A 24,702-nucleotide genomic window follows, 5' to 3' on the forward strand; every position below is an offset into this window, starting at 1 on the left:
CGGCGGGCCGGTCAGACCGTGCCATCAGCGAGCAACTCCTCAAGCTTCGCGTGGCCCTCGTTGACCCCGACGTTCATGCCACTCCTGAGCCTCGCGTCCCGGCCCTCGAAACTCTCCACGAGAGACTGGGTGCGGAGCTGGGTGCGGCCGCCGCCGAGGTCGGTGAACCACAGCGTCTCCAGGGCCACGCCGTCGGGCTCTCCCTCGTAGGTGAACGTCTGCACGATGCGGTCCGGCCGCACCTCGTGGAAGCAGCCATGGAACGCGTATTCCTCCCCGTCCCGGATGGAGACGAACCGCCAGCTGCCGCCGGAGCGCGCATCCCACTCCTCGATGCGCGTCTGCAGGGAGCTCGGGTCGATCCAGCGCGTGAACAGCGTGGGATCGATGTGCGCCCGGAACACTCGTTCTGTGGGCCCACGCCTACCTCGCCGTCACCGCCGCCCAGGCGAAAAGCGGGAACTCGAACCTGATCATGAACACCTCGTGCCCCTCAGTCTCGGCGAGGTCCGCCGTCTTCTGGCACACCTGATCACCACCACCCGACCCTTCGACCACATCCATCGATGGTCACGATGGCGGCGTCGACACCAGCACCACACCAAACAGGCTCACTACCAGCGAAGACAGCGAATCCACCAGCTACGGCTGGAGCACTAGGGCTGGCCGCGCCCGATCAAGGGTTTCATTCGACAGACCATCTGTAGCATGAGGAGACCTGCGGCACCTGAGGAGGCGGAGTCGCGCATCAGACAGAACAGTCCCAGAAGCAATACCTGAATAGCGGATCTCGTTTCGTCCGCAGTCCTCATAATCTAGTCCCTCGTGGCGGACGAGGAATTCCGGGTGTCAGTGACCGGAGCACACGGTGTACAGATCGGCAACAGCGACATCCAGCACAACGTGTTCGGCCATAGATCGACTTTCGGCGTAAACTACAGCGCTGGGCGGCGGGTCCACCTGGTTCACGCGCCAGAGCTCTCGGAGTACCCGGCCGACGACCCGTTCGCCGAGGCCGCCCGATCGGCTATCCGACAGGCCGGGCACGAAATCGTTCCTCCGGCTGGCGCGAACTTGACGGTCTGCATCGTCGGTTTCCACTGGGATGACCGTGTTGCCGAGGCTTTCGAGGCCGCAGACGTTACCGGTCGACCCCTGGTCGTTATGGTGCTGGGCGAGGATCTGGCCGTCCCAGTCCCCCGCCGGTTCTACGTCGACGATGAGGCCGGGGACCGGCAGCTCGGATTCCGTGCTCACCTGCGCCGGGTGTCGCATGTCGTCGAGGTGAGCAGCCCCGGACAGCTACGTAACAGGCTCTACCAGGCACTGGTGGAGCTGTCCGAGGCGACACCGGTGGTCGATGACCCGAAACGCCGGGTATACGACCTTGACCAGCGGTTGGCCGACCGGGAGCGGCGTCTTGGCGCCGACCATCCAGAGACGCAGGTGCTCCGGAACGAGCTGGCCGGCGCCTATCGTGCGGCAGGACAGCTTCGGCAGGCGATCACCCTGTACCAACGGACGCTCGCCGACAGCACCCGCGTCCTCGGCCCAGAGCATCCGGATACCCTGCGCACCCGCAGCAATCTCGCCGGCGCCTACCGAGCCGTCGGGGACGTGCCTCGTGCGCGAGAGGAGTACATCCGGCTGCTGGAAAATCGTGTGCGCGTCCTCGGGTCTGATCACCCCGACACGCTACGGACTCGCAATGACCTGGCCGGCGTGCTGGAATCCCTCGGCGACTACGACCAGGCAACGGCCATGTACCGCGAGGTGCTCGAAGATCGGGCGCGGATTTTGGGCCCGGACCATCCCGACACCTTGCGCACCGCCAACGACCTCGCCCGCGTGTACGTCTCTCTCGGCCGGCTGGAGGAGGCGATCACCTCGTACCAAGACGTCCTCGACAACCGGATTCGCGTCCTCGGGCCGGACCATCCAGACACCCTGCGCACGTGGAACAACCTTGCCAGTGCCCTGGAGGCCACCGGCCGGCTCGACGAAGCCACCGCGATTTTCGAGCGCACACTCGCTGGCAGCATTCGCGTCCTCGGTCCCGACCACCCCGACACCCTGCGCACGCGCAACGATCTCGCCGGTGTCTATCGGCGGCGGGGCGACCTGAGCAAGGCCATCCCGATGTATGAGGAGACCCTCGCCGCATCGATGCGGATCCTCGGCCGTGACCATCCGAGCACGCTGATCACCCAAAGTGACCTAGCCGGTTCCTATCAGGACGCCGGGGATCTGAACCGAGCGGTCGAGTTGTACACCGAGACCTTCGAGGAGAGCACCCGGGTCCTGGGCCGTGATCACCCCAGCACGCTCGTGATCGAGCAGAATCTCGCGGTCGCCCTGGTGCTGACGGGCCGCCGAGCCGAGGCGCTAGGACGGTTGAACGACGTCCTGGAGCGCGCCGAGCGCGTGCTGGGCCCCCAGCATCCCGACACCCTCACCGTGCTCGCCACGCTCGGGACGACGCTCGTGCGCATGGACGAACTGCCACGCGCTCTGGAGGTGTTCGAGTCCGGATTCCGGCGTAGTAGGCAGGCACTTGGTGGGCAGCATCCGCAGACAAAGGCGATGCGTCACAACCTTGACCTGGTTCGTGGGGCGATGGTTGGCGAGGAGTCCTGACGATGGTCAACTCCGACAACCTGTTCAGCGAGTTCGAGCCTGAGGACTACGTCGATAACAAGCCGATGATCCGGGTGCTGGCGCTGTCCGAGGGGAAGGCCCAGGAGACCATCGTCCAGCTGCGCGCACAGCACGACACGATTCGGCGGAGCCTGGAGCGCAGCCAGCGCGAACTCAGCGAGACCAAGCTCAGTCATGTGCAGCGCAGCGGTACTCAGCAGACTGAGATCGCGCGGTTGACCGGTGAGCTTGAGGCCGCAAAGCAGAGCCTTGCCGAGCTGGGTCGACAGTCGATCATCGCGGTGGTGGTGGCGTGGGTGGGTACGGTGTTGATCGGCTTTGGGGTCAACCTAGTGACCGGGAATGATCAGCAGGCGCTCGGGGTGGCGCTGATCGCTATGGGCGCGTTGGTAGGAGCTGCGGCATTTGTCATCCCTCGACGGAAGCGGTGGTCGGAGCCTCTGCGCGGGTAGTGGTTGAAGGTTGCGGCCTCTGGTCTTGCGTGCAGGACGGTCCGCTCGCCTATGTCACCCGACACTCACCACTGGCATGTGGATGGCGTTCCGCACCGCCGGCAACTCGGAACGGTCGCCCGGACCGTCACCGACTGTCCACCGCCCGCACGCCGCATCTTTATCCTTCGTCGGGCGCCTCACGAGCTGCCATAGATTTTATGTCTCGGTCTTGGTCTGCTGCGGCCATGGGCCAGCTATGGTGCTACCGGACGTGCGCGGCAGGTGACTGGTTGACCCGCCGGAGCCGATTGCTTCGACCTCGTCCGACAGGTGACTCCAGCGCCACATCGGTGGTAGAAATACTGGCGATCATGACATCTGCCCAGTACGGGACAAGGTGCGTGGCACGCTTCAATCAGGCAAATGCAGACGGGTGATCATGTGAGTGGCGCGCTGCAGGACATATGTACGGGCACGGTCCAGCTAGCATCGCGCGGCGTCACCGATTTTGTCCCAGCCGATCGGGACTGGTCCCTCCTGCAGATGCTTGGCAGTGACGTTCTCATCGCTCACCGCGTCGATGAGGCGGAGCATGATCGTCGACAGCGCGACGGCCTTGGGGTGCTGCTGTCCTCTGATCACCTTGAGCTGCTGATGTCACTGCCAGTCGGATGGCCGGTGCCGGTCTCCTCGCTGTCTCATTGTGATCAACGTACGCTGCACAGGATGCCCCGAGGTTCCGTTCGAATTGCTGCAGGAGCCGCTGAGCGGTTGGCTGTCCGTCCGGCACGGGTCGATCTGGCAGTGGTGCCAGCGACGCGCTGGCGAGCCGGCCTGGAACGTGCTGGCAGGTTCGCCCCGTTCACCGCCCGGATGATGTGGCTGCGGCGCATGCCGTTGGACGTCGACACCATGGTCCGAGAGTCGCGTCGGTTCGGGGTCGGAGTGATGGTCGGGCCCTCCGAGCGGCCCGAGGTGCTAGTGCCGCCGGCACCCTTCATCCAGCGACGGTTTAGCGCCGCTGGATGGCTCTTCACGGAGCAGGCTTACCAGCACCTGCGATGACGCTCGGATGGGTTCCTTCCATCAACTTCGCGAGACGCTGCAACGTCTTGGAGGGCTTGAAGGCGTTGGCCTGCTGGATGCGCTCGTTCTCCGCCTCGTAGGCCAGGTGCGCGAGCCGAATCCGCTCGGCCAGCCACCGCTGCCGCTCCGTGCCGGTCGGCAGGGCTTGCATGTGCGCCCAGAGCGCCGACCACGAGGCGGCGTTGTGAGCGCGCGCCTCAGTGTCAACCCCTGGGTCATGGCTGTCGAATCGGTCGAGCCCTCGGCCCGCGCATACCGTGCACCAACAGGGTAGCGGGTCCACGTTCGCCCACCGTTGCGCCAGGGTGTCGGCCCGGAAGAAGTGCAGCAGTTCCGGGATGAATACTGACGGCTTGAACCGGTTCGTGATCTTCGTGGGCTGACCGGGGGGTACGAGGTGCCGCAGGCTTCCCGAGGACCCGATGCCGGCGAACATCCCGCCCTGCGCCATCGCGTCCAACGCCGTCACCGGGTCGGTCCGCCATGGTCCGACGCGGCCGATCTCCTGGTAGATCCGCCGGAGGTTCCTCATGATGTCGGCGTAGGAGTCGGTCGGGTTGTACTGGCCGCCAAGGATGAGCGCAATTGGGTGAGGAATCGCCTTGAGGATCGCGATGAGCTGGTCGATCTTGTTGTCGCGCAGCCAGGTCACGTCCAGCGGCACCACGATGACCACGTCGGTGCGGGTTACCTCCTGAGCCGCGGAACGGATGGCCTTAGGCCCTGTGTCGAAGTCGGTCATAGCCACTCGTTGATCGCGGCGATGTGAACGGTGGCTTCGTAGCGGACGGCGAGTTTGTCGAACCGGGTCGCTACGGCTCGGTTGCGCTTGAGTCGGTTGATGCCGCACTCCACGGCGTGGCGCTGCTTGTATCGCTCAGGGTCGAAGGCCGGGGGTCGGCCGCCCTTGGAGCCTTTCTTGCGTCGGTTGGCGTCTTGGTCGGCCTTCGAGGGGATCGTCGCGGCGATACCGCGTCGGCGCAGGTAGCGGCGGTTGGCCTTCGACGTGTAGGCCTTATCGGCCAGGACCCGGTCCGGGCGGGTCCGTGGCCGGCCGGCGCCGAGACGGGGCACCCGGATCCCGTCGAGTACGGCCGTGAACTGCGGGCTGTCCCCACGCTGCCCGGCTGTCAACACGATCGACAACGGCTTCTGCCCCTGCTCGCAGGCCAGGTGCAGCTTCGTGGTCAGCCCACCCCGCGACCGACCGAGCGCGTGATCGGTCGGCTCGACCCCGACCCCACCCGGCGGCTCTGCCTGCAGATCCCCCTTTTACGCGCCCCGGCAGCATGCTGATGCGCTCGGGCGACCGTCGAGTCCACCGACACGTCCCAGACCACCCGACCGGCCGCATCAGACACAGCCTGCAAGACGGTCAGGATCTTCGCCCAGGTCCCATCACGCTGCCAACGCCGGAACAGCCCGTACACCGCAGCCCAGGACCCGTAACACTCCGGAACATCCCGCCACGGGGCACCGACCCGTGTCCTCCACCGAATCCCATCAATAAGCTGCCGTTTCGTCCATCTCGACGGCCGACCCGGCCGACGCCCCGCAGGCAGCAACGGCTCCAGCGCCACCCACTGTGCGTCGGTAAGGTCATGCCGCCTCGCCACCACTAGGGTGTCCACGAGGTCTCCGGTGTTCGGGTTCTGCTTGGTCGCTGAACCAGATACCGGAGACCTCGCTACATCTCGAACACCAACACGCGAAGATCCTCACCCAACAGCCCAAACCCCGGCACCGACTTCGACACAGGGCCTAAGCGCGGCCGGTTCACCGGCCTCGACGTATGCGGTGGGGGTGAAGATCGCTGAATCCGTTCGTGCCCGCATGTCATCGAAGAAGCCGTCGCGACCGAAGAGGGTCTCCGGGAACAGCATCGGCGCCTCAGGGGTGGCCAGTGTCTTCTCGTAGTGGGCGAGGTCGGCCACCACTGGCAAGCGGCGACGCCCGGAGAGCTCGCCGATACGCTGCTCGCCCTGAGGGCCGCAGAGGGCGAACCCGGTGATGGTCGGGTCGAGGTACTGGGGTACGGCCCAGGTGCCCTTCGGCCTGGTCAACAGGAAGATGCGACCCTTCGTAGCTTGCTCCGCAGCCGTGGTCAGTTCGGCTGTGGCATCCCAAGCCGGCCGTCGTGACGACGGCGGCACAGGGTCATGCGTCATCTCTCACCTCTTTTGGCGGCGCCCCGAAGGCGTCCGTGTGACGGCGGTGCCAGGTATAGCTGTTGGAACTCATCGGGGAACAGTCCGACTGTAGCCGCCAACTCCTCCACAGTGGCGCTTCGGTCCCGGATCAGGACCTGCACAACATCAAAAATCTTCGATGCATGCTCAGGTTCCAGAGAAACCGGCTCGCGCGTCTTGTAGCCCAACATCGACAACTCGACCACGAGATTGCGGTACTGCCAGTCACTCAGAGCATTCACATCGAGCGCGCGTCTGGCTAGCGCCGCCATCGAAGTCCCCCACCTGGGTTTCAGCTGCATGAGGCGGTTGACATCGACGCCTTGACGCAATTGTTCGCGGATGCTCCTGGCCGGCATCAGAAACTCACTGGCGAACATGTCGGCCTGCTTCTCCTGCGCCGTCGTGCCACCTGGAACGTGATGCATGATCACATGGCCCAGCTCATGAGCGAGACTGAAACGAGCGCGATCAGTGGACGCCGCGACGTTCACGATAAACAGCGGGATGCCCTCGCTGGGCCATGCGCTGACCGCATCGAGTTCCAGGGTGCCGAGGTCCCGAATAAGGACGACGGCGCCGGCACCCTCAAGGACGGCGACCACGTCAGGTATCGGACCGTCGCCCAGACTCCACTCTCGACGCACCAGCTGCGCGATCTCCTCGGGAGACTCGTCCTCAGCGAGTTCGTGCCGACGGAAGCGGTGCGGCTGATCTCCCGCTGCAGCAAGCAGTGGCGCAGTCTGACGTCGTCCGAACTTCAGCTGGTTGTGAATGCGCCGCAGAGCCGGAGCACCCAGGGATGCCCGCTTCCGGTGGTGGATCAGGCCGACACCGACACCTTCCTCGTCGGGAGCATCGCAGAGCACGGCGACCGGGTATCCCAGCGCGGTCGAGAACGCCTCCAGGCGCTCGCCGGAGACGCTCACGCGTCCCGCTTCAGCCTTGCTGACGTACGCCTGCGAGACCGTCATCCCGAGGTGCTTCGACATGGCCTGGGCTACCTCGTTCTGGCGCAGTCCGCGAGACTCGCGCGCCTGAATGAGCATCCCCGGGTCTGCGACCAACAGCTCGGCCATCCGTCTCACCACCTCTCGCCGTCGACCACAGTAACCACCCTGAAACCTGAACCACAACCTACGCCCTCAGGAAAGCGCGAAAAAATATCCGCCCTGCTGTTCGGGGTCGCCGGCTGCCCGCCGAACTCCCTGGTGGGTTGAACATGCTCCGAGACCCAGCGCAGGGACCGGTGTGGCTGCCGAGCTGGCGTCGCGCGGCCACGTCCGGCCGGGGGGTGTGCCCCGGACAGGGTGCTGCCAGAGATGCCTGCTCGATACAGTTCGTCCACTCAGGTGCGACACGAGAAGGGACGCGGACGCTGGTGGACACGGCTAACTTTCGGAGCTGGTGCACGGTGGGGACACCCGTGCCCACTGGCCAGCACCACGCCGGGCTGGTCGAGTCGTTCGACGACAGCATCGGGGTTGCCACTCTTGCTGCAGCGCTGCCGGCCGTGTACGCACCGTCTGCGGCCCTGACGGCGATGGCGCAGCGGCTAGAGAAGGACGCTCTGGCCAAGTACCTGCGTAACAAGCTGCCCACTGAGAAGGCCGCCCGCTCTGGGGACATGGGCGAGATTCTGGCGACCGCCTACCTGCGCGAGGAGGCCGGGTACGTAGTGGGGCCAAGCCGGCTCATCCATCGTGATCATCAGCAGTGGGCGATGCGAGGCGACGACGCCCTCGGGGTGAAACGGCACACCGACGGTGCACCCGTCATCGCCAAGGCCGAGGCCAAGAGCCGGACCAAACTCGGCAAACCTACCATCACCGAGGCCCGCGAGGGCTTGGCCCGCAACGACGAGCTGCCCTCGCCGCACTCGCTGACCCAGTTCGCCGACCGGCTCCTGTCGACAGCCGACGACGACCTAGGCCACGCCATTTACGACCTGCTGGTCAACAACGGGGTCCGTCCGGACCGGGTCCGTCACCTGATGTTCCTGCTCACCAGCAGCGATCCCAGCAGCCAGGTGGCCGCGGATCTTCAGGCGTACTCCGGCCGGGTGCGGCAGCTGACGATCACCGTACGGGTCCAGCAGCACCAGGAGTTTATCTGGGATACCTACGAGATGGTGATCGCCGATGGCGCGTGAGCCACAGGAGTTGGCTGCCCGGCTGACGGTGGCCACCGACGCCGGCTTCCGCGGCCGGCTCCTGGCCCGTGGACAGGCCCAGTCGGTGATTCGCCGGGCCGGGGTCCTGCCCCCGGGCGCACCCCCGTTCAGTGCCTTCCTGGACGCTGACCTGCTCAACTACGGATACGCTCTGCTGTCCACCAGCCTACTGCTGATGGAGGCCAGCAATGTACTGCCCGAGCAGATCGTCGTCGCCCAGCGGGGATTCATCCAGAGCTCGTACGCGATCGAGGCCGCTACCCGCAACGCGGCACCCGACCCGGATCTGGTCTTCCATGGCCTAGTCGCCGGTGCGGCCAGCCACCTGGGCGGCTACGCCGCCCGCGCGTACTCGCTCATCCAGGCCAGTCGCGGGTCCGCCCGCTCAACGCCGATGGAGCAGGCCCTGGCGGACCTAATCATGCGAGACCTGGGTGCCATCGAACGCCGTACCCGGCAGTTGCGGCAGTCTCCCCAGGCCACCGACGAGGCCCTGCTCGCGGCGTTCACCGGCGGGGACGACGACGCAGCCGAGGCCGCCACGCCGGACCAGGTCGGCCCCGTGAACCTCCTGCTGAGCGAGAACTACCTCTCCGCGCTCTCGGCGGCGCTGTTCGCGATCGAGATCGGCGACCGGGACCTGTTCGACGCCGCCCTGCGGGATCTGCTCCTGGGCGAGCAAGCGTCCTCCGACGTGCGTGCACCCGGGCCCTGGTGGATCTACCGCCTCACCCGGCACCTGCTCGGCGGCCTATTCGACACCAGCCTGGAAGCCACAATCCCGCAGGCCCCGCCGCCAGGGGCCGCCGATCGGCTCGAACGGTGGCGCGAGCTGCGGGACACATTCGTCACCTCGCTGCTGGCCCGCGACCGTGCCGAGATCGACCTGTGGCCGTCCCAACTGCACGTCGTCAACCGGATCTTCCAGAACCTGCACGATCTCGTCGTCGCGCTCCCGACCAGCGCCGGCAAGACCCGCATCGCCGAGCTGGCGATCCTGGCGTGCCTGGCCCGTGGACGCCGGACGGTGTACATCACTCCGCTGCGGGCCCTGTCCGCGCAAACCGAACAGGTGCTGACCCGCACCTTCACCCCGCTGGGCATCCGCGTCTCGTCGCTCTACGGCAGCATGGGCGCCAGCAACGTCGACGAGGACACCCTGCGCTCCAGCGAGATCGTCGTCGCGACCCCCGAGAAGCTGGACTTCGCGCTGCGCTGCGACCCATCCGTCCTCGACGATGTCGGCCTAGTCGTGCTGGACGAGGGCCACATGATCGGAGCCACCGAGCGCGAAGTCCGCTACGAGGCCCAGATCCAGCGGTTGCTGCGCCGATTCGATGCCGACCTGCGTCGCATCCTGTGTCTGTCAGCGGTGTTCCCCTCCGGCAGCGACCTCGACGACTTCGTCGCGTGGATCACCGACGACGAGCCGGACGGCCTGCACCGCGAGCAGTGGCGGCCCACCCAGCAACGCTTCGGCCTGGTCGAATGGCGCGGCGACCATGCCCGGCTGGAGATCACGCTCGGTCCGGAGCAGTCGTTCATTCCGCGCTACTTCGAAGCCAGGACACCGCGCCGGCCATTCCGCCGAAAGTTCCCGTCCAGCCAGCGCGAACACGTCATCGCCACCGGGTGGCGGCTCGTCGAGGAGGGCCAGACCGTCCTGGTCTTCTGCCCGCAGCGCAACACCGTCGAGAAGTACGCGGAAACGATCATCGAGCTGCACTACCGGCATCTCGTCGCCTCGGTGCTGCCGCCCGACGTCGACCTCAGCGACGCGCTGGCCGTCGGTGCCGAGTGGTTCGGCGCCGACCATCCCATCCTGCGGTGCCTGCAGCTCGGCGTGGCCATTCACCACGGCGCCCTGCCCGGCCCCTACCGGCGCGAGATCGAGCGGCTCCTGCAGCGCAAGATCCTGAAAGTGACCATCGCCTCTCCGACACTGGCCCAGGGCCTGAACCTGTCCGCCTCGGCGGTGTTGTTCCACGGGATACGCCGCGGCCAGGACCTGCTGAACGGTGCCGAGTTCGCGAACGTGATTGGCCGCGCCGGCCGGGCCTTCGTCGATACCGAGGGCCTCGTCCTGTATCCGCTGTTCCAACCCGCCGCTTGGCGCCGCCAGGAGTGGCACGAACTCACGCAGGGTGACAGCGGCCGACCACTGCAATCAGGACTCATCGGTATCGGTATCGCCCTTCTGAGGCAGATGGCCGAAACTCACGGGATCTCCGCCATCGAACCGCTGCTCGGCTATGTGACCGGCGGCCCGGACTGGGCACTGCCGGTACACACACCCGGCACAGACGAAGGTGCCGCCGCAGCAGCCTGGCGGGACAACCTCGCGCTGCTCGACCTCAGCATCCTGAGCATCGTCGGCGAAGCAGACCAGGACACGGTCGCCGACGCGGCAACGCAAATCCTGGCCGACAGTCTGCGTGACTCGCTGTTCGAGCGGCAACTGCGCCGCTACAACCAGCCATGGCAGGCCGCGCTGCGCGAGCTCGTCGTCCGCCGAACCCGGCACCTGTGGCAGACCGCCACCAGCTCACAACGTCGTGGCTGGTACTTGGCCGGGCTGGGCGCGCAAGCCGGCACCGAACTCTCGCAGGTCTCCGGGCGCATCGTCGCCCTGGCCGGTCAGGCCGAAACCGCGCTCATCGGCGACGACCACGAACAGGCCGCAGACCTGATCGTCCAGATCGCCGACATCGTGTTCGCGATGGACAAGTTCGCGCCGAAAAACCCGCTCGCCAACCGAGACTACGTGATCCGCCACTGGGTGCAAGGCAACGCCCTCGCCGACGTGGCCGGCGACCGCGTCCAGATCGCACAGTTCATCGAAACAGACCTGATCTACAACCTGGTGTGGGGCTTGGAAGCCGCCCGGGTCTACGAAGCCGCCCAGAACAACCCCGACGCCGGTGCCCTGCTGGGCAGCGCGGTGACCGCGATCGAAACAGGAACCTTCCACCCCTCGGCCGCCATCCTCATCCGCTCCGGCTTTGACTACCGCCTCGCTGCCATCGTGGCGGTGACCGACTCCGACGCCACCTTCGACTCGGTGGCCGGCATGCACCAGTGGATCGATGACCTGGACCCCTGGCTGGCCTCTGACCCGCACTGGCCGACCCCGGAATCCCGGGCGGCGTGGGAAAGGTTCGCGAACCCCTCCCGGACCCGCCGGTCGCGTCGATGGCTGCCACTAAGCGTCGCTATCCCGGAGGTCACCTGGTACGCGACTGTACCCGCACCCGGGACGTGGCTGCGCATCACCGATGCCGGACGAGCAAGAATCGCGATCTGGTCCACCGGATTCGATCTGCTGGGCGAAGCCGCCGTAGACCTCGCCCCGCACCGGCACGGCGTGCTTCGCGGCCAGCGGCCACAAGCCGGCACCGGAATCCGGCTGCACTACCGCGGACCCAGCGATCTGTTCCTGCCGTCGGGCGCCTCCGCGTGAGACACGCGCGGCCCGCGACAGTCGTCTACTCGAGAACGATCTCCAATGGTTCTGTCGGTGGCGAGCCGTACTATCTCCTACCGCCCATTACCCGCCGAGATCCGCGGACCGGTGCAGGCCGGGATCACCACCGGCGGAATCGACTGTGTGACGGACTGGGAGAGCAACGTGGTGGCATACCTGCGTGACCAACGCGGATACGGTCCGACGATCAACCACGGGCCTGTGTTCCATGGAAACACCCAGGGCGGGCAGTGGGCGTGGGGCAACCGCGACGTGTCCCAACACCAGTACATCGCCCACCAGGTGGCGCCGGAGTTCCAGCCGCTCGCGGAAGCAGTCGCTACCATCCTCGGACAACTTCCCGCCTACGGACTCAACCCGCAGGAACAGCAGGATATCGAAGACGCCGCGAACGAGGTGCTGGCCGAGGCTCAGCAGGACCAGCCCGAGCCGGGGAAACTGCGCCGGCTAGCAACGACTATCAAGGGCTTCCTGTTCCCGATCGCGACCGACGCGGCGAGCGAGGAGGCGCGCCAACTGGCGCAGCAGGGACTCGACCAGATCACTGCGGCGATCACCTCGGCCGTATGATGCCCGCCCGCGCTGCCCAGTCGAGGAAGGGCTGCCCTCGTGCGTAAGCGGCCACCAGAGGCGATGTCCGTGGACCGGGCCGGAGATGCCCCACTCGAATTCGGGGATGAGCCGCCAGGACCGACGGAGACGGCGCCGCTCAGGCTGATCAAGGTGCTGCGCCCCCGCTCTTCCGACCGCTGCCCGATCTGCGGTGACGCCGCCACGACCGAGGAGCACGTACCGCCGCAACGGCTCGGCGGCACGAAGATGACCCGCACGTGCGACCGGTGCAACCACGGATTCGGCAGCCTCGTCGAAGCCGACCTCATCGACTGGTACGACGGCGCTTTGACGATGCCGTCGTTCGAGGCGGACACGGTCCGAGGCAAGCGGCAGACAGGCCGGCTACTCGTGCGATGGACACCGAACAGGCAGTTCGTTCTCCTTCCCGAAAGACGCGTCGATCCCGCCATCCGCGAGATCCTGGCCGCCGGGGACGTCACTCTAGAGGTCTCACCACCGAACGAGAACCGATGGCGTCTCGCACTTCTCAAGTCGATGTACCTCGCCGTGTGCCTCAACGCCGGCATACCCGAAGGCGAACCAGCCGACCGCATACGGGCCGAACTCATGGCCGTACGCAACGCCAAGCGCAAGGCCGACGTACCCGTCAGCGCGATCGCCCACGGGTTGACCGTGCTGCGGCACTGGGGGGATCCGATGACCGAGGAATCCGTGGTGCTGGCTGAAATTCGGCTCGAAACTAGACCGCTCCTGGGCGTCCTCCTCGCGGGCCGCGTGTTCGTCTCCCTGTCATCAACAGGCGGCGAAGCCATGCCAGTACCGACCGGGCGCCTCACACACCAGCTCCGGGTCGGAACTCCGGTGGAAGGCACGGTCGCCTCCGTCCGTCCCGAGCCGCCGCCGGGACGGACTCACCGGAACCAGGCGGGGTAGTTCGATGTCGTCGGCCGCGTCGGAGTTACCACCGGTTTCGAGACGATCGCCTTTTCCCTCGGTGCTGTGTCGCCGGCGGTGGGCCTGCGGTCGTGGGCGTGCGCGGCAGCTCAGGCCACTGCGGTAGTCGCGGTCGGTGACAGTGTTGTCTGCAGCAAGGACCGTAGTCAGCCTAAGTCAATCCTGGTTTTCGGCCGAGCGCGGCTCGTGGCGGCGTCCCAGAGCCGACCTCGATGAGCAACTGACGGACAGGTTTGGGGATAGTCGCCGCCGCTGTAGGAGGTCATGCTGGTGGCCCGCGAGTCGTTGACGGGCAGCTCATCGCTGCCGGGGTATGTTGTGGGGCCCAGTGGCGATAGTCGCCGAGCGTTACGACAACGGTTGGCGTAGTGCTCGCTCCCTGGCGGAACTTGTAGAAAGCTGGAGTCAATACGTGCGTCTTGCAACGATCCGAGTGCAGGGCTTCCGGAGCCTCGCCGACATCGGCCCTCTTGAGATCAGCCAGCCGATGATCTTGGTTGGTCACAACGACAGCGGGAAGACAGCATTCCTCGACGCCCTGTCGTTCCTGCTGGGCGCGTACACACTTTCGGACGAGGACCGCACGTACCTCGACGCGCAGCCCGGTTCCTCAGACTCGCTGGCGCGGCGACGGGTCGAGGAAACGATCGTCACGGGTGAGTTCCAACTCTCCGTCCACGAGCAGAACACCCTTGCCCTGCCTTCCCGTGTGCGAGTGCGTCGCGGGCGGTTCCCCTCCGGCAAGGTCGAGGCATCGATTGAGCTTGACGTTGCCGAGAACGAGTCCTTGCGCGGGTTGGCAGGCAAGAAGCTGGATGAGCTCCGGCGTCTTGCCAAGGAGAACTTGGTCGACTTACAGGGCAAGACCCGCAAGGAAGACATCGTGCAAGTGCTGGAGGACTTCGCCAAGGGAGAGCCGACAGTCAGAGACTGGGTTCCCCTGCCGGCACAGGTACGCGACGCCCTGCCCCGGGTGCTGCGTTTCGGCGATCACGAGTCAGCCGAGTCCGCTGTCCGGTCAGCGCTCAACGCCCGATTCCAGCAGCACTTGGAAGATCCTAAGCTCAGTGAGCAGGTCACCGTCCTGCAGCAGGAACTGAGCGCGCGAGTTCGTCAGGACGCGCAGGGCCTGGTCGACCACATCAAGGCACGATGCGACGAGCTGACCTCGGTCGAGGTGGAGCCCGAGATCAGCTTCACCAAGGTCCTGAAGGCCACACATCTGAATCTGGCAACCGCCGACGGTGAGGGCGTCGGCGTCGGTCGCTCCGGCGCCGGACGGGCCCGACGGGTCAGCCTCGCCGTCTGGGAATGGGCCAGCGACGCTCTGCGCGACACGCTGAACACGCCGGGACCTGACGCCGAAGCGGCCGCTGAAAGCGGGCCGCACGACTGCATCGTCATCTACGACGAACCGGACACCCATCTGGACTACCTGCAACAACGACGCATCATGAAGGTCATCCGCGAGCAGAGCGCTAACGAACACATCGGGGTGGTCGTCGCTACTCACTCGATGAACCTCATCGACGGTGCCGAGCCCGGCGACATCGTCCACCTGCGGCTGCAGACGAACAACCGAACCGAGATCGACAGCATCCTCACCTCAGATGCCCACGACTTGCAAAGCCGGCACCTGATGCAGATCGCCGCAGCTCTCGGCCTACGTAACACGATCCTGCTTCACGAACGGTTCTTCCTCGGCGTCGAGGGAGACACCGAAATGGTAGCTTTCCCGGTGCTCTTCCGCCTGGTCACCGGACGGACCCTGCAGTCCGCAGGCATCGTTCTGGTGCCGTGCAACAAGGATGAGGGCGCAATCATCTTCGCCGGTCACCTCGTCAAGCACGGCAGACGTGTCGCCTTCGTCGTCGACGGCGACGTGTACGGCAAGAGGTTCTACAGCGAAACAAGACTGGCGAACGCCGGGCTGGTAAAGCGCGAGCACGTGCACCTGCTCGGCGACCCTGGCAACGAGTTCGAGCACGAGTTCTCCGACGAACAATGGGCGCACGCCGGTAACACACTCTGGAGGCGTACCGACGGCCGCCCCTGGAGGGCAGCCGACATCGCCGAACTGCGTAGCGGCCCAAAGTTCAGCGCGGCGCTAGAGGATGCTTTCCGCGTCAACAGCGATACCGGGCCCAGCGGGAAACCAGCCACCATGGCAGGCCTCGTGCGCAGCCTTCAAGACGCATCCGAGGTCCCTCCGAAGATTCAGGAGATCTTCGCCAAGATCACTGTGCTCGCCGCACTCGACGAATGACCCGTCTGTTCGGCGCGGCGGGCTAGCATCCGCACCCGCCGTTGCGCGGGCGTCGGCGCCTCCCAGCCATGCCATCCGCGGCCTTCGGTCCATAGCTGGACGTGATCGCGTTCAGCTATGCCACACCATCGGCAGCCGTTAGGTGGTGTCGGCTGTCCATGCTGGTTGAGGACTTGCACGAGACTTCCTCCTCACCCGCGCGCCTGATCCCACTGTGCCACGGGGGTACGACGATTTCTATCGGTCGCCGCCTCACATCAAGGCCGGACGGACGAACGAACCTAGACCCTTTGTAGTTTTATCACACTGAATACTACGTTAGGTACGTTTTGTCTCCTGAGTCCAGGTTACGACGCGGGGCAGCACAAGATTGAGGAGTCCGCGACGAGGCCGCCTCAAATGGGCGTCGTCGTCGACATAGCGGTGCGGGCCTGGGTGATGTCATGTATCGAGTCGGGGCGTGTCTCGCCGCAGAACAGCAACCGCCCCGAGCGGAACACAGATCACCAGGGCTTTCATCGTGTTCAGTCGGGCCTTGCCGGACACGAAGCGGTCCCGGCCCGCTGGGCGGCCGGACGGCGCACCCGCACTTCGATAGCGTCCATCAACGCCTGCGGGTGGTGCCCGAGGTGTGCCACCACGTCGGAGAGGGTCCGGAGCCGGACGCCGTCGCGTACCCGGCAGCCACGTTTGGCCAGTAGGGGTCTGATCTCGGTGATGCTGCGGCTGATCGTCGAGCGATGCACCCCGAACCAGGCCGCGATCACGTCGTGGGTCAGCCCGTGACGGGAGATGGACCAGCGTGGCCAGCAGCCGATCCACGAACCCTCGTCGACGAACAGGTCCGCCAACCGATCCCGCATCACCATCGCCGGAGTGCCCTTCGGGCTCGCAGCCCACGCCACCCGAGCCGTCTCCACCGGCACCAACGAACCCGAACCCCGCCTCATCGACGTCCCGCTACCCCAGCACTGAGGATCCCTCAACTCTGGCAGCGGCGCGCCCCACCCCGATCACACAACCAAGATCACCAACAGCATCCATCTTGTGAGTCGTGCTCGTCGGTGGTTCGGGTTGGGTGCCGGGATGGAGATCATTCCGGCGTTGCTGCCGCACCTGGCGGGCCTGCGGTTGGAGGCGGTGGTGGTCCGGGGCGTCGGAGTCAGGATCGATGCGGCGACGCAGACGGTGCGGGCGCAGTGTGGTGTCTGTGGCATCTGGTCGACCACTGTGCATGGGAGCGGTAGCCCCAGCGCCCCCTGCCGGCTTCAGCGGCCGAGGACGGAGTCGTAATCGTCCAGGTGAAGAGCGTCCTCACACATCGCCGCGAGCCATGCGAAGCTCACACCGCTGACCGACATACCGTCTCGGTCGGCAGCGGCAACCGTGTGGAACCACCCTGAAACGAAGGTGCCAGGAATCCGTGGGATCGAGGTGAGATCCACGACTTCGCCAAGGTGATCGCGGGTTGAGATCGCAACTGCGGCCCGAGCGGCTGGCTGTGCGGAGAGATCGAGACCCAGACCAGCCAGGAAATCACCGACGTCACCAAACGTCTCGAACCACGCGGCGAACGTCTCTGACCAGGCGTTCAGGGACACGGGCAGATCTGACGGGCCACCACTGCCGCCGAGTCGCACGGCGAGCAAGAGGTCCGCAGAATCAGACTCCCTGCCGAACAACTGATGCTCCGCGGCCGGTGGCGGGCTGAAACGGGCCCACGCCGCCGGCTCGCCTTCATTGTCAGGCGCGCGGAGCACGGCACCGAAACTGGCCCGGGCATGGTCGCCGTACCGCGTCCATGTCAGGCCATCGATGTCGACGTGGCGAGCAAGAGCATTTGTCATCGCCACGCTGCCGAGCAGGGCCAGCAAAGCGTCAGAGATTTGCTTTGCTTTTCGCGCTGCGGGCAGTTTGGCGCAAGCGACTCGCCAGAGAAACCGAAACTCGGCCCGCTTAGCACCGTCAGCGAACGGCGAGTTGTAAACACTGCTCTGATCGCGAGCATACAATGCAAGGCCCGAGGCCGCAGGTGGCAAAACTGACCAGCGAGCGAACTGCGGCGACTGGCCCGCGGCGAAGGCGATCTGTTCATCTTCGCCAGCAGTGACGCCGGTCAGCGGGGTGGTGGTCCGTTGGGCTGGGAGTGACGCATGTGTGACGTCTCGGTTTCCAACGTATACCGTCCCGTGGTTATCGCCGTACACGTGAACCGTGGTGCTGCTATTCGACGTTTTGGAGCCGCCGCCTTCGAGGTGCCGCCTGCCTCGTGAGGTAAGCCGCAGAATGTTAGTGGGTGGCTCATTACCAGCGATGCCATCTCCGGCAGACAGAAGACCCGCATCGATTAGGTAGTCGACGGCATCGTAGATATCCTCATCGGTGAACGTGTCTTCCTCGTACGTCGCTAGAGGCGAAGACGGAGAATCCGGCTCGAGGTCCTCGCGCGACCCTGACACCCAACGCAGGATCTCCTGCCGGCAGGCCTGCGCACGCCGCAGTGGATCGTCACGGCGCCTGTGGCGCGCCTCGGTCTCAGCACGACCCCGGCCCGTGAGAATAACCGCGCTGTTGAAGATCCCAAAGACGAGATGCGCCTTGATCAGGCCACGCCGGTCAAGGTCTTGCAGCGTCTCCAGCCACAGGTCCATCTCTTGGGCCGGCGGGTCCCCGTCGAACAAATCGCCCAAGCTGGCGACCGCCGACGGTTCGGGCGGGCGCCAACTGACAAGCCAGTCGAGAAGTGCGTACTCCCTGCTGATGGCGTCCTTCACTCGGTGCCGCCCAGGCCAAGCTTGAGTTCGAGGTACTTGGTAAGCACGACCGGCACCACTGAACCGCCGGTCCGACCCAGGAAGCGGATCACCCGTCCGCCCAAAGACTTGATCTCACCGTCGTCGGGGTTCGGTCCTTCGACTTCGTACTGCGCCGACTCTGCTGCGCGTACAAGCTCCTCGCGATCGCGATCCGTCATGTTGAGCGAAGGGGCTACCTCGATCACCGCCCGCATGATCTCAGCGATGTCGGCGGCGGCCATGTTGCGCTGGGTCGAGGCGAGCTGCGTGACATCCCGGTTGCCCGACGCGATGTTTCCGCTGTTGGTTCCATGGACGGTGACCGTGTTGTTCGGCCGAAAAGCTTGAGAGTCGTGGTCGGTCACGAGTTGATCCCTTCCGAAGTCGTCACCGAGTGTAGCTTTCCAGGCAACCTCCTCGTGCGACGCAGCGCGACCTGTCCGACACGCCACGACGCCGTTGGCACACCAGAAGGCGCCCAGCCCAACGCCCTATTGTTAGAGGATGCCTCATTAAGGTAATTAGCACTTTTTGTGATTTTAGGGCTTCTCGCCAGGTTCGGGTGTTTTCGGCGGTGAGGCGTTTGGAGAGGTTGTCGATCATGGCCAGGGTGACCATGCTGGCGGAATTATCGGAGCGGGCTTCGTAGTCGCGGACGAGTCGGCGTTGGTGCATGAGCCAGCTCAGGGTGTTGGGTCGGGTCCGGGCGCGGTGCCTGGATTGCTCCAGGTCCGTTTCCCGGACCCGCCCGCCGAACCCGGCGTGCGACTCTCACCGCACCGGGCTCTCCACGAGGTCATGCCGTTGGGGGTGGGCTTGTCGGCGTGGGCTGCCAGGGATTCGGGATCTTGGTGCCGCGATAGCGGTATCGGGTCACGGAGACCTTCGCTATCTTGAACAACTCGACCCCGTCGAAAACGATCGGCCGCCACCCTTGCGGGGTGCGCAGCCATCGCTGGATGGCTCTCCAGGTCATGCGGTTGCGGCGCATCACCCAGTTGATCACTCGCCACCAGATGAAGTTCTGCAGGTGGGAGAAGGTGTGCTTGGCGACCGCGTGCTTGAAGTAGTTAGCCCATCCACGCTGGATGTAGTTGATCCTCACCAGCGTTTCCCGGTAGCTCATGTGCGACAACCGGCGGGTCAGTGACTTGATCTTCCGTTTCAGCGCCTGGACCGGCTTGTCGGCGATGAACGTGTAGACATGCCACTTGCTCGTCCCTCGTTTCCGCTGCCAGACGATGCGGAAGCCGAGGAAGTCGACCCCGTCGGCAAGGTGGGCGATCCTGGTCTTGGACTCCGACAGGCGCAGGCCCATCGTCGCCAGGACGGTGCTCACCTGGTCTCGCAGGTCCTCGACGTGTTCCTGGTTGCCGTGAACCAGGACGAGGAAGTCGTCGGCGTAGCGGACCAACTGCCACGTCGCCAGTCCTTTGGCGCGTCGTTGCCTGCGCTGCTGGCCGGTGCCCGCTGCCGCCCATTGCTCGGCGAAGAACTCGTCGAGAACCGACAACGCGATGTTGGCCAGCAGTGGTGAGAGGATCCCTCCTTGGGGTGTGCCGGACGTGGTCTCGTTCCGCTCGCCGAGCTCAGTCATGATCCCGGCCTTGAGGAACGCCTTCACCAACGTGAGCACCCGCTTGTCCTTCACCCGCGCTCGCACCCGGCCCATCAGAGCCGGGTGGTCGATACGGTCGAAGCACGCCTCGATGTCCGCGTCCAGCACCCACCGGTAACCGGCGGTGGCCAGATGATGGATCTCGGCGATCGCGTCGTGCGCGCGCCGGTTTGGCCGGAACCCATACGAGCAAGGCCGGAAGTCCGCCTCGAAGATGGGCTCCAGGACCAGCTTCAGCGCCGCCTGGACCACACGGTCCGTGATGGTCGGTATCCCGAGCCGGCGTAGCTTTCCGCCGGTCTTGGGGATCATCTTCTCCCGTACTGGTAGCGGCCGGAACGTGCCGGCCTTCAGCAGGAAACGGACATGGTCCAGGAACACCTCGGGCCCTGCCATGCTCACGTGCACGGCGGTGACGCCGTCCACGCCAGCAGTGCGGGCTCCGGCATTCCCGGCGACCCGTTGCAACGCCACGACCAGCGTGGCCGGGTCGCTGACGAAGTTGTAGACATCGTCAAACCGGCGACCGTGGTCGGTCACCGCCCAACGGTGCAGCTTGGTCTGCATCTCCCGTACCCGTATCCCGGCCTCCTGCGGAGACGGCCACGTGACGGCGGTATCCACCACCGTGTCTTCGGGCATTGCAGCACCTCCCATGCGATCTCGCTGCCGCCCTTCCCCATGTGACCGGCTCTCCCGGCCTCGGAGTACTACGGCGGCTCCGCCCTCTCCCGACCCGGTCGGCCGACGGTGGACCCAGCCCGACATGTCGTCTCCGGATGAGACGCCGCCGGGCAGAGCCGGGAGAGTTCCCGTGTTCACTGACTGATCGCTCGACGAAGGAGGCACCCGGCTATACCCCCGCGGCATCGCCACGGCTACCCCGCAGCACTTCACCGTGGCCTTCCTGACCGCTGAACAAAGACGTCCAGGAAGTTCCGGTCCCGAAAGAAGAGGACCAGGACGCACCGCACCCAGCCCATATCCGCCAGGTTGGAGCTGGTAGGGATCGTTAGGAGGCTTCAGACACCGGTTCCTCGCGTATACCTCTCCGTCTCGCTTGCCGGACCCGCGCCATCTGGCAGTGCTGATCACGTCCCGGCTTTGTCGGGGCCGCTTGCCACCCTCCCCGGCACCTCCCGGATCAGGCTGCCCCCAGCTTCACCACCCTGCTGCGACAGGGCGGCGGTGGCGGTCTCTCACCTCCACTCGATCAATCAGCGCCTCACGGCGCACCCGCTCGACGACCCATCGGCGTTTGACCACACTGAAGCCCTTGACCTGTGGGTCTTTCGCGACGATCCCGACGTTGACGCCGAGGGCGGCACCGTGTTCGACGAGGCGGTTCTTGAAGCCCAGGTCGACCCAGGTCTTGGTGAGGTGGGGTAGGTGGCGGTGGCCCGGTCGAGCAGGTCCATGTCGATGGTGTTGTCGCTGGCGCTTGCGGCGGTGACGATGGCGGCGAGGAGTAGGCCGAGGGTGTCGGTGATGATGCCGCGTTTGCCGCCGACGATCTTCTTTCCGGCGTCGATGCCCTGTGCTGACAGCGAAACGTTGGTGGAGGTCCTCACGCCAGCGGTTGAAGCGGCGTTCGGGGACGTTGAGGCGTTTGTCGAGTTGCTTGTCGAACGTCGGTGGCGGGCCTGCTGGACGGCGCGTTCGGAAATCGTGTGTCCGATCCCGCGTCAACGCCGCCAGAGAGTACGAACGCCAGTGTGCAGCCGGCGCGGTCGTAGGCGAGGTGGATCTTCGTGGTCAGTCCATCATGACTTCGACCGAGGGCGTGATCTTGTGGTTTGTCCGTTCCTCGTCGCCCCCTTGGCTCAGGCGGCGCGCTGGTGAGTCCGCATGATGGTGGAGTTCACCGACACCAGCCGGTCGGTGTTCCCGGCGGAGTCCGCGCCGGCTGGACTCCGGCAAGCATCCGCGCGAACGTACCGTCCAGAGCCGACCTTCGGAAACGGGTGTAGACCGACTGCTAGGGGCCGTAGCGGGCGGGCAGGTCTCGCCGGGTCGCGCGCCCTACATTATCCGACGCCAAGATCCTTTGAAGACACCGTTAGCATGTATGGCGTATCGCAAGTACTCGACCCTTCATGCCTCGGAGGTATGCGTGGCTCTGTCAGAGGCGCTACTAGCGCTCGCGACAACGGCAGGATCTGGGCTCGTTAGTGCCGCCACTACAGACGCCTGGGTCTCAATCAAGGACGGCTTCGCGCGGATCTTCGGTGGAGAAGATGGGCCGCAGCGAGCAGTCATTAATGGTCGCCTGGAGGCCACACGCACAGCGCTTGAGCGTGCAGCCCCTGAGCAGGCGGAGCAGATACGCGCGCGCGAGGAGCAGACCTGGCAAGTACGTCTCACGGACCTCGTGGAGGAACATCCGGATGTGGCACCCGACCTTCAGCGGCTTGTAGACGTCCTCGCGACCCACACGTCGGGAAATACTGCCACTGGCGAGGGGGGCCTCGCTGTCGGCGGGAACATCAATAACCAAGCGTCAAGTGGGGGCGTCGCGGCGGGCGTGATCAACGGGACGGTTTCCACCTCAAACCCTCAGGCGCCGGGCCGGCTGTAGGCCCAGTCGCACCCGGCGCAGTCGCGGCCATTAGTACCTCTGCCCACACCACCGTGGTGGCAACATCCGGCGGGATAGCTGCTGGTCAAATAGGAACCGTCTCTATTGGCCTGCAGCACCGTGGGGCGTCCGATCGTGCACGATCCGTCGAGGATTTGATCCTCGACGGATCCATCCTCCTCCACCCTCTCGACCAGTACGATCCTGTAGCTGACCTTGGCGTACATCCGCCCATCCAGGTTGACGGCCGGCCACGGCTGACGCCTTACGTTGACCGGTCTGTGGACGCAAATATCGACGCTTGCATTCAAGCGGGCGGCTTGGTGCTTCTAGAAGGCGATTCGTCTGCAGGAAAGACGCGCTCCGCCTATGAGGCCGCCACGCGTTGGTTCGCCGCGAATGCGGATTGGGTATTTCTGCGCGCCAGGGATGGCGCGGCGCTCCGACGAGCCGTGGAAGCGCGATTCACCTTCAATAGGACCGTGATTTGGCTGGACGATCTGGAGAACTACCTGACTAGCGGCGGGCTTGATGGTTCTCTGGTCCGCGCAATTCTGCCGCCGGGTAAGACTGATGTGGTACTTCTTGCGACCATTCGATCGGCAGCCAAGAGCGCGTTTCAAGGGGATCCCCTCTACCCCGATCTTCCGACATTTGCGCCGGATACTCGTCGAGTATTCGCGTTAGCCCAAGTGGTCCGACTATCGCGCGAGCTGACATCGAGCGAGTGGGCGAAGGCGGAGAAACTGCGCGAAGACCCGCGGATCGCCGCGGCTCTTGACAACGAAGATGGAGTCGGACTGGCCGAGCACCTCTCCGCTGGGCCAGCCACTGTTGAAAGATGGCTTAGCGGGAGGCACGGCGTCAGTCCATGGGGTGCAGCTCTAATTTCAGCCGTGATCGACTTCCGCCGGGCCGGCTATCTCGCGCCCGTACCGCGATCGTGGTTGAAGCGGGCAGCCACTTCGTACGTAGGCAAGCGTGAAGCTAGACGCTTCAACCACTTAAAGTTCTCCGCAGCGTTGGCTTGGGCAACGCAGCCTGTTCGCGGCGCAAGCGCTTGTCTTGAGGAGGTGGAGGACGGCAAATATCTCGCCTTCGACTACTTGGTCGATCACACACAGTCGCAAGCATCGCGGGAGGAGCTCGAGGCCAGGGAGAATGGCGAATCAAGGCACGTCCTAAGCTCGGTTCCTGACGACGTCTGGCACACGATCTCCGACGAACTCATGCCGGGTGATCCTCAATATCTTAGCTGCGTCTCGGCGTCAACTCTATCGCCCCACCCTGGCTTGGCGTGGATGTTCAAGAAGGGCATCGAAAATGGCGTTCTAGACCTCTCCGAATTCAATAACGAAGGTCATCTCTTCGGATTGGCGCAGGTATGCATGCGATCACACGTGTGCATTGTGTGCCAGATGATAGATCTGAATCTAGATCTCCCATTGCTGGTGCGGTTGTTGATAGACGCCGTCGAGCCGCTTTTTAGTGGCCGAAGTTGCGAAGTGAGCCTCCGTCAACGCGATTCACTTCAAATGCTCAATGAATTCGCGGAGGACGATCACTTCAACAACCGCGACGCCCCTATCTTCAAGGCCGTAACGGCGGCGGATCCCAAGATGGTGGCCGAAGTGGGGCGGCTCCTTCGAGACGTTGGCGCGGAGGAATCTGGGAATCGATGGCTCTCGGTTGCGGAACAGATCGGCCCTGACTAATACGTATTTCGTAAGTCGGATTGGCCGCTGGGTCGTCGAGCAGATCGACGCCCCGCTGCACTGGTTCCGCAACCGCCGCATCCGCTAGGAGATCCGCGACGACATCCACGAAGCGTTCCTCACACTCGCCTGCGCCGTCATCTACTGGTGCCGACTCCAAAACTCAAAAAGCTAGG

The 24,702-nt window shown here is 65.1% G+C and carries 21 protein-coding genes; 8 read left to right on the forward strand and 13 right to left on the reverse strand.

Going from position 1 to position 24,702, the window contains the following annotated elements; genetic code table 11:
* Positions 1-11 precede the first annotated feature (11 nt).
* Together ACWCHM_RS21640 and ACWCHM_RS21645 are read right to left on the reverse strand one after the other, a co-directional pair.
* Positions 12-404, reverse strand: a complete 393-nt coding sequence (locus ACWCHM_RS21640; protein WP_454219567.1) for an SRPBCC domain-containing protein — start codon at positions 402-404, stop codon at positions 12-14.
* Positions 405-423: 19 nt separating this feature from the next.
* Positions 424-564, reverse strand: a complete 141-nt coding sequence (locus ACWCHM_RS21645) for a hypothetical protein (protein ID WP_454219569.1) — start codon at positions 562-564, stop codon at positions 424-426.
* A 261-nt stretch (positions 565-825) separates the two neighbouring features.
* Between ACWCHM_RS21645 and ACWCHM_RS21650 the strand changes: the two genes are divergently transcribed.
* The gene (locus tag ACWCHM_RS21650) at positions 826-2,637 is read left to right on the forward strand and encodes a tetratricopeptide repeat protein (RefSeq protein ID WP_454219570.1); all 1,812 of its coding nucleotides are present in this window, start codon (positions 826-828) and stop codon (positions 2,635-2,637) included.
* Between the two features lie 2 nt (positions 2,638-2,639).
* Positions 2,640-3,110, forward strand: a complete 471-nt coding sequence (locus tag ACWCHM_RS21655; protein ID WP_454219572.1) for a hypothetical protein — start codon at positions 2,640-2,642, stop codon at positions 3,108-3,110.
* A 465-nt stretch (positions 3,111-3,575) separates the two neighbouring features.
* On the opposite strand, the gene ACWCHM_RS21660 is transcribed toward ACWCHM_RS21655, so the two are convergent.
* The 5 genes from ACWCHM_RS21660 to ACWCHM_RS21680 form a co-directional block, all read right to left on the reverse strand.
* Positions 3,576-3,734 carry a hypothetical protein gene (locus ACWCHM_RS21660; protein WP_454219574.1) on the reverse strand — a complete coding sequence of 53 codons (159 nt, stop codon included), beginning with the start codon at positions 3,732-3,734 and terminating at the stop codon, positions 3,576-3,578.
* Positions 3,735-4,125: 391 nt separating this feature from the next.
* Positions 4,126-4,920, reverse strand: a complete 795-nt coding sequence (locus ACWCHM_RS21665; RefSeq protein WP_454219575.1) for a hypothetical protein — start codon at positions 4,918-4,920, stop codon at positions 4,126-4,128.
* Positions 4,917-5,794, reverse strand: a protein-coding gene (locus tag ACWCHM_RS21670) for an IS5 family transposase (RefSeq protein ID WP_454223135.1) whose coding sequence is annotated in 2 segments (ribosomal slippage) — positions 4,917-5,426 and positions 5,429-5,794 — 876 coding nt in all. Because the reading frame shifts where the segments join, the coding sequence is not laid out codon by codon here. Before ACWCHM_RS21670 ends, ACWCHM_RS21665 begins: the two co-directional genes overlap by 4 nt.
* Positions 5,795-5,896: 102 nt before the next feature.
* Positions 5,897-6,346, reverse strand: coding sequence for a hypothetical protein (locus ACWCHM_RS21675; protein WP_454219577.1), 450 nt, complete (start codon positions 6,344-6,346; stop codon positions 5,897-5,899).
* Positions 6,343-7,446, reverse strand: a complete 1,104-nt coding sequence (locus ACWCHM_RS21680) for a helix-turn-helix domain-containing protein (protein ID WP_454219579.1) — start codon at positions 7,444-7,446, stop codon at positions 6,343-6,345. Before ACWCHM_RS21680 ends, ACWCHM_RS21675 begins: the two co-directional genes overlap by 4 nt.
* Before the next feature lie 347 nt (positions 7,447-7,793).
* On the opposite strand from ACWCHM_RS21680, the gene ACWCHM_RS21685 reads away from it, so the two are divergent.
* The 5 genes from ACWCHM_RS21685 (at position 7,794) to ACWCHM_RS21705 (ending at position 15,820) form a co-directional block, all read left to right on the forward strand.
* Entirely contained in the window at positions 7,794-8,519 is a 726-nt protein-coding gene (locus ACWCHM_RS21685; protein WP_454219581.1) for a Hachiman antiphage defense system protein HamA, read from the forward strand.
* Positions 8,509-12,000 carry a DEAD/DEAH box helicase gene (locus tag ACWCHM_RS21690; RefSeq protein ID WP_454219583.1) on the forward strand — a complete coding sequence of 1,164 codons (3,492 nt, stop codon included), beginning with the start codon at positions 8,509-8,511 and terminating at the stop codon, positions 11,998-12,000. Before ACWCHM_RS21685 ends, ACWCHM_RS21690 begins: the two co-directional genes overlap by 11 nt.
* Positions 12,001-12,045: 45 nt before the next feature.
* A complete protein-coding gene (locus ACWCHM_RS21695; protein WP_454219585.1) occupies positions 12,046-12,594 on the forward strand; it encodes a hypothetical protein in 549 nt (182 codons plus the stop codon).
* Positions 12,595-12,663: 69 nt separating this feature from the next.
* A complete protein-coding gene (locus ACWCHM_RS21700; protein ID WP_454219587.1) occupies positions 12,664-13,533 on the forward strand; it encodes an HNH endonuclease in 870 nt (289 codons plus the stop codon).
* 349 nt (positions 13,534-13,882) lie between these two features.
* On the forward strand, positions 13,883-15,820 hold the full coding sequence (locus ACWCHM_RS21705) for an ATP-dependent nuclease (RefSeq protein WP_454219589.1): 1,938 nt from the start codon (positions 13,883-13,885) through the stop codon (positions 15,818-15,820).
* A 524-nt stretch (positions 15,821-16,344) separates the two neighbouring features.
* Here ACWCHM_RS21705 and ACWCHM_RS21710 read toward each other — a convergent pair.
* From ACWCHM_RS21710 to ACWCHM_RS21735, 6 genes are all read right to left on the reverse strand, one after another.
* Positions 16,345-16,689, reverse strand: a complete 345-nt coding sequence (locus ACWCHM_RS21710) for a helix-turn-helix domain-containing protein (RefSeq protein ID WP_454219591.1) — start codon at positions 16,687-16,689, stop codon at positions 16,345-16,347.
* 399 nt (positions 16,690-17,088) lie between these two features.
* A complete protein-coding gene (locus ACWCHM_RS21715) occupies positions 17,089-18,594 on the reverse strand; it encodes a hypothetical protein (RefSeq protein WP_454219593.1) in 1,506 nt (501 codons plus the stop codon).
* Entirely contained in the window at positions 18,591-18,980 is a 390-nt protein-coding gene (locus ACWCHM_RS21720) for a hypothetical protein (protein ID WP_454219595.1), read from the reverse strand. Before ACWCHM_RS21720 ends, ACWCHM_RS21715 begins: the two co-directional genes overlap by 4 nt.
* Before the next feature lie 431 nt (positions 18,981-19,411).
* Positions 19,412-20,875, reverse strand: coding sequence for a group II intron reverse transcriptase/maturase (gene ltrA / locus ACWCHM_RS21725; protein ID WP_454219597.1), 1,464 nt, complete (start codon positions 20,873-20,875; stop codon positions 19,412-19,414).
* 575 nt (positions 20,876-21,450) lie between these two features.
* Entirely contained in the window at positions 21,451-21,804 is a 354-nt protein-coding gene (locus tag ACWCHM_RS21730; protein ID WP_454219599.1) for a hypothetical protein, read from the reverse strand.
* Between the two features lie 626 nt (positions 21,805-22,430).
* Positions 22,431-22,730 carry a hypothetical protein gene (locus ACWCHM_RS21735; RefSeq protein ID WP_454219600.1) on the reverse strand — a complete coding sequence of 100 codons (300 nt, stop codon included), beginning with the start codon at positions 22,728-22,730 and terminating at the stop codon, positions 22,431-22,433.
* A gap of 137 nt (positions 22,731-22,867) precedes the next feature.
* On the opposite strand from ACWCHM_RS21735, the gene ACWCHM_RS21740 reads away from it, so the two are divergent.
* Positions 22,868-24,526 (forward strand): hypothetical protein, encoded by a 1,659-nt coding sequence (locus ACWCHM_RS21740; protein ID WP_454219602.1) that lies wholly within the window; start codon positions 22,868-22,870, stop codon positions 24,524-24,526.
* Positions 24,527-24,702 lie beyond the last annotated feature (176 nt).

The organism is Micromonospora sp. SCSIO 07396, assembly GCF_053667945.1.

Coding starts and splice junctions, on each gene's coding strand:
- ACWCHM_RS21675 (WP_454219577.1), bottom strand. CDS start 6,346: ATGACGCATGACCCTGTGCCGCCGTCGTCACGACGGCCGGCTTGGGAT.
- ACWCHM_RS21680 (WP_454219579.1), bottom strand. CDS start 7,446: ATGGCCGAGCTGTTGGTCGCAGACCCGGGGATGCTCATTCAGGCGCGC.
- ACWCHM_RS21665 (WP_454219575.1), bottom strand. CDS start 4,920: ATGACCGACTTCGACACAGGGCCTAAGGCCATCCGTTCCGCGGCTCAG.
- ACWCHM_RS21695 (WP_454219585.1), top strand. CDS start 12,046: ATGGTTCTGTCGGTGGCGAGCCGTACTATCTCCTACCGCCCATTACCC.
- ACWCHM_RS21645 (WP_454219569.1), bottom strand. CDS start 564: ATGGATGTGGTCGAAGGGTCGGGTGGTGGTGATCAGGTGTGCCAGAAG.
- ACWCHM_RS21710 (WP_454219591.1), bottom strand. CDS start 16,689: ATGGTGATGCGGGATCGGTTGGCGGACCTGTTCGTCGACGAGGGTTCG.
- ACWCHM_RS21655 (WP_454219572.1), top strand. CDS start 2,640: ATGGTCAACTCCGACAACCTGTTCAGCGAGTTCGAGCCTGAGGACTAC.
- ACWCHM_RS21690 (WP_454219583.1), top strand. CDS start 8,509: ATGGCGCGTGAGCCACAGGAGTTGGCTGCCCGGCTGACGGTGGCCACC.
- ltrA (WP_454219597.1), bottom strand. CDS start 20,875: ATGCCCGAAGACACGGTGGTGGATACCGCCGTCACGTGGCCGTCTCCG.